Source organism: Chitinophaga pinensis DSM 2588 (assembly GCF_000024005.1).
Taxonomy (GTDB): domain Bacteria; phylum Bacteroidota; class Bacteroidia; order Chitinophagales; family Chitinophagaceae; genus Chitinophaga; species Chitinophaga pinensis.
In genome coordinates, this window is record NC_013132.1 from 5,638,522 (window position 1) to 5,650,789 (window position 12,268).

The following is a 12,268-nucleotide window of genomic DNA, read 5'->3' on the forward strand; positions in this document are numbered from 1 at the left end:
AAATGATCAGAAATCAACGCCTATATGGAAACTACCTCTTTTGGAAGCAGGGAAAGGCGTTACGTCCACACCGGTAGACAGACCGTTACTACCGCGGCTGGTAGAGGTCGTAATCGTGTTACTACCGAAGTTGGACACTTCCGGATCATATCCTACATAACTTGTCCAGGTGAAAAAATTATTGGCTGACACACCCAGACGAATGCCTTTGATGATATTGGTATTCCGCAGCGGCACGTTGTAATAAACACCGATCTCACGGATACGTACATAAGAGGCATCCTGTACATAGATAGACGCATCGCCTGCACCTGTACGGTACATGCCTGCTTTCTGTCCATGGAGGATATCGTCATAGTCAAATGAAGTCTGACCGAGGTCAGTCAGCAACTGCGTCAGGTTGATATTATCTCCGCCTTTCTTCCAGTGTATCAGGAAGCGGATAGAGATATTTTTCAGGATGGTCAGTTCATCGAAGAAACTCATCTGGAATTTCGGCTCAGAGTTACCGATCAGTTTCAGTTCGCTACCCACAGTTCCTTTGATCTGCGTAGCCGGCTCGTTTTCTTCCAGGTAGAAAGTACCCAGTGAGTTACCAAACGCACCGATCGCATATGGAGGGATCAGCAATTTGGTTACTCTGGAGCGGTTACGCCACCAGTTGATAGTAGAGCTCCATTTCACTGTTTTGGTGTTGACAGGAATCACTGTCAGCCCCAGCTCAATACCCTTGTTTCTCAGGTCGCCACTGTTCTTCCACTCATTCGCATAACCGGAAGAACCAGGTAATGCATGGCGCAGTAATACGTCCTGGATCTGTTTATTGTAATAGGTTGCTTCCAGGGTAACACGACCGTCCAGCACACTCAGATCCAGACCTGCTTCAAACTCTGACTGACGTTCCGGTTTGATATCTGAGTTACCCAGCAGGTTGTCTACGAGTACACCTGGTAATCCACCGATATTGCTACCCAACATGGCGGTGAACTTACTGCCGTAAGGCGGTACGTTACCTGACTGACCATAGGCGGCACGCAGTTTCAGACTCTGGATACTTTTCACATCCCAGAATTTCATACGGGCAATGTTCCAGGAAACAGCGCCTTTAGGGAATACATAGTATTTCTTATAGTCGCCGTTATTGGTAGAACGGTCAAAACGCACACCACCACTCAAGGTGATCGCATCCAGTAAAGAGAGGTCTTCCTGCAGGAAGATACCGTTATCGCGGTATTTCTGTCTGAACTGACGGGTGGTAGTATTGGCACTGGCGTCCAGGTTGCTTTGTCCGGATACCAGGTTAGTAGCCGCAGTGACGATGTTATCCATGTAACCGGTTTCCAGGGTAGCGCCCAGGGTACTGGTAAGACCTATATTTTCATTCGGTGTAAATGTATTGGTCAGGAAACCACCGAGGTTTGTATTGGTGTTATTGGTATTACCCTGGATGGAGTGTCCCTGCAGGGCATTTTCTTCAAACTGAAGATCGCGGGGGAATAAGGCAGCGGTCTTATAGTTGAAATAGTCCACACCACCACGACCAATAAACTTAGTCGAAGAATGCTCGCTTTGCTGTAAACGCACCTCCAGGTTAGCACCACCTACAAAACGGTTGGTCACCTCATTATTGGTCATTTTATCGCGTGTTTCCAGCGGATTGGAAGCCGCAAAAGGATTACGCGGATATTCACCTAATGCATTCGGGAACAGGTCCACGAAAGTAGGTGTAGATGACAGGGCGACACCGTAGGTGACACCGTTGTTATCGTTATTGGTCAGTCCCCTGTCTGCATCAGAGTGAATATAACTCATCGTAACACCCAGGGAGATACGATCTGACAGTTTATGATCAATATTCAGTCGGGCGGAGTTGTTGAAATAGCCGGTATTCTTCACGATACCATGTTCCTGTCTGCGGTTACCGGACATATAGAATGTCGTTTTTTCATTACCGCCACTGATAGAGAGACCGGTATTGAGTATCAGACCGGTTTCGCCATACATTTCTTTTTCGTAGTCATAGATCTTACCAGCTGCGGCGGCGGCATTGAACTGGTCTCTGTATGCCTGACGGCGTTGTTGTACAACCGGATCAGTGTTACTGGCTGCACCGGCAAGATCAGCTGCTTTTTCTGCATCAAAAGTACGAACGCCCATAAGGTGTCTTACTTTGGCAAAGCCGGTTTCCTGGTTGACGCTCACTTTTGTTTTACCGGCACGACCTTTTTTAGTCGTTACGATGACCACACCAGCTGCTGCTTTCGCACCATACAATGCGGCAGCGGAGGCGCCTTTGAGGATTTCTATATTCTCAATATCTGCGGGGTTCAGGTCAGCGATACGGCTGGAAGGATTATCCTGGTTGTTGGGGTTACCCGCTGTAGCGGCGCCGGTAACATCATTCAAACCAGCAGGGATACTGCTGTTATTGAAGAAGATACCGTCTACTACGTAGAGGGGCTGGGAGTTACCAAATACGGAAGTGATACCTCTCATTTTAACGGAGATACCTCCACCCGGCGCACCGGAGTTAGCGGTGATCAGGGCGCCAGGCACCTTACCGCTCAGGGCGGCGTCAAAGGTCTGTGCCGGAGCGGTACCGGCCAGTTGATTGGCATTGATGGTTACCACGGTATTAGCCAGGTTACTACGTTTTACGCTGGTAGCGAGACCTGTTACCACAATTTCATCCAGTTTTGCGAAGTCCTCTTCCATGGTGATATCACCAACATTGGCGCCCGGACTTACTTTAATGGTCTGTGTCTTGTAACCTGTAAAGGTTACGAGTAAGGTGGCGTTTCCGGAGGGAACGGACAAAGAATAGACGCCGGTGGCATCCGAGATAGTTCCTCTGTTAGTGCCCTGTATTCTGACTGTGACGCCGGGAATGGGCTTCCCGCTCACAGCATCTTTGATCTTACCAGAGATGTTTTGCTGCGCGAATAAGGCCAGTGTACTGCATAAGAACAGCAATACAAGCAAGCCGGTTTTGGGTAGAAGCATAGCTTGTGCGATTTAGATATGATAGTTAAAAAAGCTACAGAGTCATGGCCTGTTTTTCAGTTTTGGTCGATACGTGTGAATTCCTTTCTGTTAACTTAACAGATAAATGTTCGTTGTGGTTCCCTGTCACGGAGGTCAACTACTGGGTGTCAGATACATTTTTTCTCTTAAGCGGGGTTTCTCAGAAGCCGTTCTGTTATAACGTCGAATTTGGTTCGGCAGATTACGAAAATCCCAATGCATTTAACTTTTTTTTGTTTGGTCGAATTATGTTATATTTTTCAACCCTTCATGCATTGATTATGATCGCTTTTGAGCTGTTCTACTCACAAACTCTATTACGCTTTCCGCAGACGATCTCCTGCACCGGCAACCAATCAGCACCGGATACTATTCGTACTACACGATCAATAATTTGATTACTGCATGTTTACAACAGTAGCAGCAATACTCATAACAAGCCATGACAATCCGTTACCGCCGTAGCGGTAATGCCTGAAAATACCCTGAGCCCTGTTATCGTTTAACAGAGCTCAAGACAGTATATATGCCCGCGGAAAAGTGATCAGGGCTTAACACCTCCTTCGATCACACCGGTAAGATCTTTTGAAATCAGTTTGGAACCGTCGTAAAAGGATACAGTTGCTTTCTCCTGGATGCTGAATAGCGGTTTACCGAAAAGCACCTTGCCTTTAAAGTTATCAAGTTGCAGTATTTCTCCGGTGGAATTTTTTTGCACCTGTATATAAGCTATTGCATTGGGATCTTTGGAAAGATCTGCATAAAAAGTGTAGTAGTAGTTACCGTCTGTCTGATGACCGATTTCTGTAAATCCTTTTTTGCCGTTCTCCGGGCTGGCGATGAGATGACCCAGAGATGTCATTACAAAAAATACCGTCAGTACAAGGTATAATGCACGCTTGTTCATAGGGATAGATGCTTTAGATAATTAAAAATGGTTCGCGTTCTTGATACAATTTAACAATTTTTTATATTTAAAACCAATTTTAATTTATTAAGATCCGCGCGCCTGAAACCAGCGGCTTAGAAAAATATTTCTAAAATTTTTTAAAGCTGATAACCAGTTAATTACGAGAAATGTGGTTTCGCCCTAAAAATTCCTTTCTGTCTTCTACCTCGTCTTCATGCTTTTCATAACACACATAAAATAAATCAATTAGACATAACTACACACTGCATTTCGGATACATTTAATATCTGGGAGAGCAAAATCCCAAATCATATACTTTAAAAAAATTTTTAACCCTTGTACGCATATCGTGATTTAAAAGTTGTCTTATATGCAGAGGTTCATTCAAGATAGTTCGCGTTTAAATTTTGGATAGACTTTAGATAATTCGTGTAACCAATAATAAAGGTAAAACAGATGAACAGATGCTTAACGGTTCTCGCGGCCTGCTGCATGGCGATGCCAGCGATGTCGCAATCGTTTCAGATCAAGGGAAAACTAGGAAGATTAAAAGCACCAGCGAAAGTATATATCGGCTATACTTATGATGGTAAGACTGTTTACGATTCTGCCGATGTAGAGAATGGGAATTTTGCGTTCGACAAACCTGTTGCCTATCCGACGAACGCTTTGCTGACAGTAAGCAGAAGCGGCGAACCACAGACTTTTTTTAATGCAAGTGACATTGCACACCTGTATGTAGAACCAGGATCAATTGTGTGGGTGACATCTGATGAAAGCATTGCTAATTTCACTTCGAATGGATCGAAGTCACAGGATGACTATGATGTATATCTGAAGTTCATGGAAGATGCAGAAGAAAAGCTGTCATTACTGACCGCAGAATCTTCCAACACGCTTCAGAATGACGTAACAGATAAAGGATTGGCTGCAAAGAGAGCTTATATGGAGCATTTCCGTGCTGCAATGGCATACCGGAAACAGCGCATGAAAGAATTCATCCAGCAGCACAATGATATGTATATCAACCTGGACCTCCTGGAAGAATATGCTGGTAACTTTGTCGACTTCCGTGAGATTGAACCGATGTTCAACGCACTGAACGAGAAAACAAGAGCCTCTTCAAAAGGTAAAGCTTTCGAAAAGAAGATACAGGCATCCAAACGTACCGCTATCGGTGCACCGGCTCCTGACTTCGGACAGAAAGATTCCGATGGTAACAGAATCACCCTGTCTTCTTTCAAAGGAAAAGTAGTTATTCTGAACTTCTGGGCCAGCTGGTCAGCTACCTCCAGAATGGACAACCAGGAACTGAAACAGATCGTGAAGCCTTACAACCAGAAAGACCTGGTAGTGATCAATGTCTCTCTCGACGAACGTAAAGAGCAATGGTTACAGGCAATAGCAGATGACAAAATGAGCGGTTACAATGTATCCGATCTGAAGTTCCTGAGAAATGAAGTCGCTGAACTTTATAATATAAATGCTGTTCCGCAAAACGTATTAATCGATGCATCAGGCAATATTGTTGCAAGGAATATCAAAGGGACACAATTATCCGAGAAATTAGCCGGAATAATTGGTAAATAAATAAGTAAAGAGTGTAATCATAACAAGTAGTCATAGTGAATTAATGCAACCCGGTGGGGCACGTGAAATATGTCTATATTTCACCAAAACCTGCCGGCTTTTTTTTGCCCCTGATCGTCGGGGGCATTTGTTATTAAACCTAACTGTTTATTCCATCGAAACGCTAAAATTATTTTCGATCAGAAAAGTTTCTATATTCAAGGTCTGATAATATTCATTTGCTAATCTAAGATCTTAAATAAACCATCCATGGATCTCAATGAGATAATCTCCATACAAAAAAATGTGCTTATTGTAACCCTATCGTAAAACCCAGCTTCGTCTTTGCCTTAATACTGGCGCCATTCAGATTGATCCGGTAAATATTCTCTCCCCACTTCTGTTTTACACCGCCATCTTCCTCTGTCAGCAAGGGCACCTTTTCTATACTGGCCTCCAGCTCATCCGCCGGATAACGCAGATAGAAATCCTTCTGTACATTCCCTTCTTTTCTATGAATAACCAGTACGCCGGGTTTCAATACCTCCACCGGATAACAGGTCATCAGGTGTTCCGTAACAATACCGTTTTTCTTCAGCTGTAAAACATCATCTATATACACCTGCTTCCCCCTGGCCAGCCGGATATTACGCTGCCATCTCTCGATACCTGCCGCCTCCGGATAGGAAGCGCTGATATTCATCATCATACTCGCCGAAGTCAGACTCCGCTTATACATGACTTCCGTGGCTTTGAACTGTGGTCCGGCCGACTGCTGATACCCGTTTACGCTGGGCACATTGTGATAGTCAGAACGATTATACCAGATGTCATAGCGTTTACTGCTGAACGTCTTGGCCGTATAGGTCCCCCGCCCGATATCAATCAATACCGGTAACCCATCATAATACACCACATAGTTGCCTATATCATTATGGTTATGGCTTTCGTCATTGTTACCACCTTTTGCCGCCACAAAGAAGCCATTTGTACTTCCTTCCTTATCTCTTGCTACCATTACTTGCAGATCCGGCCACCATACATCTGCTGGTAAAGCCAGTCCCTTTTCCGCCTGTCTGAATTCATCCTGCATAAAGATGGCAAACAGGTGCCGGAAGAAATGATAACCACCTACAGCGGCCTGGTTCTCATCTTTCAGGTACCATGCGCCAAAACGCATCATCGCAGGATCCTTAATATCCTTTCCGAAACGATAGATCATACCTGCCGCCATCCTGGGTTGCGGATCAGCGTCTGCAAAGTCCAGGAAGTAACGTTCACTGATCTGGGCACGGTAAATAAACTTACCCATTTCCCCTACTTTCTTATCATTATATACATAGTCAAAAGCATTGTTGGTCGCCAGGTTCAGCATCGCCACATTATCATATAAAGAGGCCGCTGCTGCGCCCCAGTAGCCCGGTCCTTCATCGCAACCACCATCCGCAGGATAAGGGTCCAGGAATTCATCCAGTACACCCAGTATCTTGTCAACGGCGGTGATTCTTTTACTATCATCCTTCTCCAGCAACAACACGGCATTCAGCCAGTTGGAACAGATCCAGGGATTCCAGTTATTAGGTCTCCTGCCATTTGCGGTAGCGTGCATCCAGCCATGGGGTTTATTCATCAGCGGTTCAAAGATGCGTTTGTTCGTCTCATAGTAGATCCGTTTTCTGATTTGTGGAGAGGCCGCATCCAGCTGTGGCCCAAGGAAATAATCCACCCAGGCCAGCAATGTGGCTGTTTCTGCGGAGAATAGCTCTACGAATGGCTGCGACACATCCATCAGTCCTTTAAAAGAACCCGGTAAATGTGCAGGTACGCCCCAAAAGGACTCTTCACAAACAGACCAGACGCCATTGATAATAGGGTCGATAAAACGTCCTTCATTCTCATAGAGTTCTGCCATCAGCAAAGTACCCAGCACTTCCCTTCTTTTATTGGCAATATCCTGGTATTCACTACGGTTGCCCGTACGGATGATCAGCAGGGATTTGGTAGCGGGGATAGAAGGCCAGTCATAGTCCATATAGCTCTCCGCCTTTTTAATGACCGCCTCTCCGATAGCAGTATCTGCCTTTTCCCAGCCCTCCCTGTCTGTTGTGCGCGGAAACGGCATCCATTGTGCCTGCGGGATCAGCTTAGCTGCCAGTTCAGCCTGCGTATAGTGACCACTTAAGAGATGCTGGGCCGACAGTCTGCAATAACAGACTGCCAGCATACAGGTTAAAACAATCCATCTTTTCATAACGCTGTTTTTTTAGTACGCCCAGTGCGTCAGCAATAATAAGTCATTTTGGTAGTCTTTGTGCTGCACTTTCAGGGCGCTGAGGTCCAGATCCGGGTACTTTCGGGCAGCCACCTCCGATAGTTCCAGGAATTCCTCGTCATGTTTGGGCTTGATCTGCTGATAAGCCCACTGGCTGGCCCCGGTAGCAAACGGCAGTAGCCAGCGGTAGGCGCTCTGCAGACTTTTACCCGCCGGCGTCTCATAATGCCAGAGGTCCACCTGTACATTTTCTGCCAGCAGGGCCAGTTCAAAGAAGGCCCGCAGGTTAAAAAGGGAATAGTTCCAGGATAAGGTCCGGGCCAGCTCTTTCGGCTGACGGCCATCTGTTTCCAGCTGTACCTCTATCCGCTTTTTCGTCTGCTGTTCCAGTATCTGTCTGGCCAGCGCCGGCTGTTCGGTAAATAAAGCGATCGCTACCTGCTGTACATCATACCAGGTACCGTGGTTATTCCCTTCATCTGCTTCATCCTGTCCGATCGGACTCGTACGCATCCATTGCAGGAATGCCCGGTACCAGTCTTGTATTCTTTTGTATTCTGCTGCCAAAAGGGCCTTTGACGCTTTCAGCAACTGAATACCATCCAGCAGCATGGTCACATTATGGGTATCGATCAGTCCTATGCCCCTGCCATCCGTAATGCCCGGTATCGCCTGACTATAATTCAGGTGCGGATGCATACTCGTGGCCGTGTCAAGGAACCAGGTCCGGAGCAGACCAGCCGCATGTTTCGCATATTGCTCCTTCCCGGTATAAAACCAGGCGAGTCCGAGGTAATATACGTCGCGTGAAATGGCATTCTGGTACTCGTCATCTTTAATGGCATACCGTTCCGGATTGACCTGCCCATCCTTACGGATATAGGGCAATCCGTTGGCCTTGGTAGAATCAGGCCACCAGTAAGGCCCTACGCTCATATAGTCGTGTTTGTTACCACTGGGCGGCACTTTGGTTTTGTAGACAACCGAGTAAGGGCCATTCTCCAGCGACTGGTCTGCTATTTTCAGCAAGGCAGCCAAAGCCTGCTGCATGGCGGGGTCTTTCTTTGCAATCTTCTCTTTCGCATCCAGCAACTGCTGCCCTTTGAGCAGATAGGTTTGTGGGGGCAACTGTGCCGCTGCTGTATACAGGCAGATGATCATCCCCAGCAGCAACAAGGTCCCGGCATAAAAAACAGGCATTTTCATAACGACTTTATTATTTAAGGGTATAACGTTTCATACTGATAGTCGCGCTCTTCTTACTATCCTCCACTTTATTCATGTAAATATAAGCACGATACTTCCTGTCTGCCGTCTCCACCCAGGCGCCTGCCTCCGATTTCAGATTGATAACATAATCAGGAGATCCTGTCATATCCAGCTGCTCGAAATCCAGGTCATCGATATACACCCCATATTGCAGCCGCGCCAGGTGAAAATCCCGCAAATTCCAGGTCTTCCGGATCTTTGTCACCCTGTTCAATCCTGGTGGCATCGTTACATCCGGGAGATATTCCGCATTCGCTCCTGGTGATACCAGGGCATGATTAAAAGAAATCCCAGTAATGGAACGATAAAGATATACCAGGTCGATCTTGTCTGCATTCGCAGGAACATCCTTTTCGGTATACACGGCCATATCTGCCACAGAAATAAAACATGCTTCCGCATTCTTCACCGGCAGGTCCAGCACCATATCCATTTTAGAGATTTTGTAAGGTCCCATGGCATAGGAGATGGTTTCTCCGTTACTGCTTTTTGCAGAGAAGGTAAAGCGGACTTCCTTGCCCTGTGCCGACTTCGGAATCACATAGAAATAACGGAGTGTCACCGCATTAGTGTCTTTGGTAAAAGTCACTTTTGTGGCGTTGCCTTCATTAACAGCAGGATCGCCTATCTGTACACCGACATCTTCCCCGCTGCCATTGGTATAATAAGACCGGTGTTCCAGGTAGGTAGCTGCTTCCCCCGCAATAGAGGCTTCCACCTGTGCGGACACAATCTTTCCTCTTGCCGCCGGCAACGCGATCGCGTATGCAAATTCAATATTCAGTCCCGCCACATTCGGTCCCAGCGTACGCTTGATACAATCGTTCTGCAGCTCATTCTTTGCTTCCGGGATGGCATATTGCTTGTCCTTACAGGCGGTCATCAGCAGACACAGCCCCAGTAATGACATGATATAACTTTTCATTTGTGTAGTGTTTAAGTGTAAATACTATCTGGGCTGTACGGTAACATTTACCTTATAAGTCTTTCTTACCTGTCTGTTACCCGATATCACGCTGTAAGTCTTCGGATTCCCCAGGTCTGAAAAATCAGTAAACCCGGTGATCTTTGGATCCAGCTTCGCATCCGTCACTAGCGTAAACTGCGGATACAAATGTTTCAGGTCTGTGCCATAAAAGACTGTCACATCCACTGTACAGGCTATCGTATCTATCACCGCATTTTTGGTACGCACCGTCTGAAAATCGGCGCCCAGTAATTCAAAATTGCTGACATAACACTCCGCACGGCTAGTGATCAGCAGCCCATCTTCATCAACAGGCGCTTCTTTGCGGCAGCCCATCCAGCTGCCTATAGTCAGGAGTAATAGGATTGTTAAACAGTATTTCATTGTTGTGGATTGAAAAGTTAGAGCCATGGTGTGTTTTGTGTAAGATTAGGATTTCTGTTACGCTCTCCCGGCGGAATGCGGAAGATGTAACATTGCTGGTATTCCCTTTCCGATACATTCTGGAAGTAACGCGTCATCTGTGCGCCATAAGTATCGATACGCCATACGCCGTTACCATAAGGCGGGTTCCATACCCGTTCGATCGCTCTCCATCGGCGCAGGTCAAAAGCACGGTGGCCTTCGCCAAACAGTTCTACGATACGCTCCTGCTCGATCGCATTAAAGAATGCTTCTTTACTGGCCGTTTTGTCCGCAGCCAATGGCGGCAGATTACCTCTATGCCGTATCCTGTTCAGCAGTGCGATGGCATCTCCCTGCGGACCATCCACTGCATTCGTCGCCTCTGCATACATCAGGAATACATCGGCCAACCGCATTACCGGGTAATTATAGGTACCGTCGCTACGTCCCAGTCCGGCAGTATTTCGCAGGAACTTGCGCAATACATAACCGGAATTACAACCATCCGTATTATAGGTGATATAACTCGCCCCATCGATCGTTACCGGCTGATTCCAGGTACGGTAGATAAAAGGTACCCACCCGGTTGATTTCAATGAGATCATGCCCACACTGATCTCATAGTCCCACATGATAGAAGACTTCATACGATAATCGCGGTTGGTATAAGTCTGTGGATTGACAGCTGAATTCAAGGTAGTCCTGGCAGCAGCATTATTCGCTGGATTCATAGGGATCATCTTATCTGCGAAATCACCTGTGATCGTCGACTGATAACGATCTGCGATCTCATAACGGGGGGATACCCAGCATTGTGAACCTTCATGAGAACGACCAGCGATATCGCGCATCAGTTCTTCTCCCTGGTTCGTACCGGTGCCTCCATGACTGAAAGCCATGATCATTTCAGGATCTCCATTCGCCACCGGCGTAAACAGGTAATAGTAGTTCGGCAGTTTATCTGCTTTCCCCAATACGTCACACTCACCCGGTTCACCGCCTCTGAAGAGGTTCAGGCCATAATCATTGATGACCTTCTTTAAGTCAGCCGCCGCTGCTCTGTATGCATCTGTACCCTGGGCCGCATCCGGCTGGAAAGTATCCAGTTCAGGCCATCCGTAGGTATTCCAGCAGGCCCAGTACAATTGTACTTTGCCCCGGAAGGCCAGTGCCGCCGGTTTGGAGGCACGGCCAATCTCGGGGGCCTTCACCGGGAGTTTTTCAAAGGCATAGGTCAGGTCAGCTATAATGGAATCTTTTACCTCGCTAATAGGCGTACGCGTAAGGTTGGCTACCTCCGCATTGTCAAAAATGACATGATCAATATAGGGCACATCTCCCCACATCGAGATCAGCCGGAAATACACCATGGCCCTCAACAGACTCGCTTCGCCAACAATGCGTTCCAGTTGTATCAGCGCGGTACCACTGGCAGCAGGCAACATCTTACGGACGTTTTCGATAACATAATTAGCACGGTGTACACCGCCATACAGGCGTTCATACATTTTGTCGAAGTTGTCGCCATATCCCGACGGACTATAATCACCACCGTTATACGCATCTCCTTTCTGCAGGTTACCACTGGCGGTACTGGTACCTCTAACGCGCAGGTATTCTGCTTGTCCGTCGAAGTAATAGTCACGGTCAAACAGCGGGCGGATATCTGCGTAAGCGCCCATCAGGGCATACGTCGCATCTGCCTCTGATTTCCAGAAAGCGCCGGTACCCAGTTCTGTAGCCGGCTCCCTGTCCAGCAGGTCTTTTACACAACCCGTCTGCAAGGCAGCACCCAGTAACAGTGCGCCCGCGATATATATTTTTGCAATAGTCTGCTTCATAATAAGATCTT

The 12,268-nt window shown here is 46.9% G+C and carries 8 protein-coding genes; 1 reads left to right on the top strand and 7 read right to left on the bottom strand.

The features are described from left to right. Positions 1-6: 6 nt before the first annotated feature. Together CPIN_RS22430 and CPIN_RS22435 are read right to left on the bottom strand one after the other, a co-directional pair. Positions 7-3,003 carry a SusC/RagA family TonB-linked outer membrane protein gene (locus CPIN_RS22430; RefSeq protein ID WP_012792133.1) on the bottom strand — a complete coding sequence of 999 codons (2,997 nt, stop codon included), beginning with the start codon at positions 3,001-3,003 and terminating at the stop codon, positions 7-9. Positions 3,004-3,568: 565 nt separating this feature from the next. Then, positions 3,569-3,931, bottom strand: a complete 363-nt coding sequence (locus CPIN_RS22435) for a hypothetical protein (RefSeq protein WP_012792135.1) — start codon at positions 3,929-3,931, stop codon at positions 3,569-3,571. 459 nt (positions 3,932-4,390) lie between these two features. On the opposite strand from CPIN_RS22435, the gene CPIN_RS22440 reads away from it, so the two are divergent. After that, positions 4,391-5,524 (top strand): TlpA disulfide reductase family protein, encoded by a 1,134-nt coding sequence (locus tag CPIN_RS22440; RefSeq protein ID WP_012792136.1) that lies wholly within the window; start codon positions 4,391-4,393, stop codon positions 5,522-5,524. A 289-nt stretch (positions 5,525-5,813) separates the two neighbouring features. Here CPIN_RS22440 and CPIN_RS22445 read toward each other — a convergent pair whose 3' ends face one another. Genes CPIN_RS22445 through CPIN_RS22465 form a run of 5 tightly spaced genes read right to left on the bottom strand, consistent with a single transcriptional unit; the run spans position 5,814 to position 12,257 of the window. After that, positions 5,814-7,754, bottom strand: a complete 1,941-nt coding sequence (locus CPIN_RS22445; RefSeq protein WP_012792137.1) for a heparinase II/III domain-containing protein — start codon at positions 7,752-7,754, stop codon at positions 5,814-5,816. A gap of 12 nt (positions 7,755-7,766) precedes the next feature. Continuing rightward, the gene (locus CPIN_RS22450; protein ID WP_222838144.1) at positions 7,767-8,981 is read right to left on the bottom strand and encodes an alginate lyase family protein; all 1,215 of its coding nucleotides are present in this window, start codon (positions 8,979-8,981) and stop codon (positions 7,767-7,769) included. A gap of 10 nt (positions 8,982-8,991) precedes the next feature. Further along, complete coding sequence (locus CPIN_RS22455) at positions 8,992-9,969, bottom strand: DUF4466 family protein (protein WP_012792139.1); 978 nt, start codon at positions 9,967-9,969, stop codon at positions 8,992-8,994. A gap of 24 nt (positions 9,970-9,993) precedes the next feature. Then, a complete protein-coding gene (locus CPIN_RS22460; RefSeq protein ID WP_044219459.1) occupies positions 9,994-10,395 on the bottom strand; it encodes an SGBP N-terminal domain-containing protein in 402 nt (133 codons plus the stop codon). Between the two features lie 17 nt (positions 10,396-10,412). Beyond that, positions 10,413-12,257, bottom strand: a complete 1,845-nt coding sequence (locus tag CPIN_RS22465) for a RagB/SusD family nutrient uptake outer membrane protein (protein ID WP_012792141.1) — start codon at positions 12,255-12,257, stop codon at positions 10,413-10,415. Positions 12,258-12,268: the final 11 nt, after the last annotated feature.

Excerpts from the sequence above, each read along its gene's own strand:
- CPIN_RS22430 (WP_012792133.1), bottom strand. The coding sequence starts at position 3,003 with ATGCTTCTACCCAAAACCGGCTTGCTTGTATTGCTGTTCTTATGCAGT.
- CPIN_RS22435 (WP_012792135.1), bottom strand. The coding sequence starts at position 3,931 with ATGAACAAGCGTGCATTATACCTTGTACTGACGGTATTTTTTGTAATG.
- CPIN_RS22440 (WP_012792136.1), top strand. The coding sequence starts at position 4,391 with ATGAACAGATGCTTAACGGTTCTCGCGGCCTGCTGCATGGCGATGCCA.
- CPIN_RS22445 (WP_012792137.1), bottom strand. The coding sequence starts at position 7,754 with ATGAAAAGATGGATTGTTTTAACCTGTATGCTGGCAGTCTGTTATTGC.
- CPIN_RS22450 (WP_222838144.1), bottom strand. The coding sequence starts at position 8,981 with ATGAAAATGCCTGTTTTTTATGCCGGGACCTTGTTGCTGCTGGGGATG.
- CPIN_RS22455 (WP_012792139.1), bottom strand. The coding sequence starts at position 9,969 with ATGAAAAGTTATATCATGTCATTACTGGGGCTGTGTCTGCTGATGACC.
- CPIN_RS22460 (WP_044219459.1), bottom strand. The coding sequence starts at position 10,395 with ATGAAATACTGTTTAACAATCCTATTACTCCTGACTATAGGCAGCTGG.
- CPIN_RS22465 (WP_012792141.1), bottom strand. The coding sequence starts at position 12,257 with ATGAAGCAGACTATTGCAAAAATATATATCGCGGGCGCACTGTTACTG.